The organism is Brevundimonas sp. (genome assembly GCF_046293315.1).
GTDB lineage: Bacteria > Pseudomonadota > Alphaproteobacteria > Caulobacterales > Caulobacteraceae > Brevundimonas.
In genome coordinates this window covers 1-500 of sequence record NZ_JBKBPF010000140.1, presented here as the reverse complement: position 1 = coordinate 500, position 500 = coordinate 1, and the positions used below count along the sequence as shown (strand labels likewise).

The 500-nt window shown below is 70.8% G+C and carries 2 protein-coding genes; both read right to left on the bottom strand.

The window, feature by feature from the left end:
- Positions 1-19 precede the first annotated feature (19 nt).
- Positions 20-184 carry a hypothetical protein gene (locus tag ACK4SE_RS14450; RefSeq protein WP_409694122.1) on the bottom strand — a complete coding sequence of 55 codons (165 nt, stop codon included), beginning with the start codon at positions 182-184 and terminating at the stop codon, positions 20-22.
- A 132-nt stretch (positions 185-316) separates the two neighbouring features.
- A partial coding sequence (locus ACK4SE_RS14445; protein ID WP_409694120.1) for a hypothetical protein occupies positions 317-500 on the bottom strand: 184 nt, incomplete at its 5' end.

Sequence of the window (500 nt, the reverse complement as noted above, 5' to 3'; positions counted from 1 at the left end):
CAACTGCGGCGCGCTGCTTTCAGCGACGCTGCAGGCGCATGGGGCGCAGGGCACGCACCACCAGGTACTTGTTGTTGTCCAGGTGATGCTCCGACATGAGCTGGTTGCGCACAATGTGGCGCAGCGAGGTGGTGGGCTGGTAGGCTCGGCTCTCCACGTTGCGGTTCAGGAAGGAGTCCAGCATGAAGCTCTGCGTCCACGCGCGCGCGTCAAGCAGCAGCGCAGCGAGGCGCAGCGGCGGCAGCAGCCAGCGCCGCGTCGCACCTTGCCACACGCCTTGGCGCCAAACACGAAGCAGCGATGCGTGCTGAGGTGCTTAAAGTCCGAGTCCGCCTCGCGCCTGCGCCGCAGCCGCCGCAACCGCCGCCGCCACCGCCGCCGCCACCGCCGCCGCCACCGCAGCCGCCGCCACCGCAGCCGCCGCAGCCACCGCCGCCGCCACCGCAACAGCAGCCACGTCAAACATGCGCGACTGAGCGGCGGAGCAAGACCGCCGCACC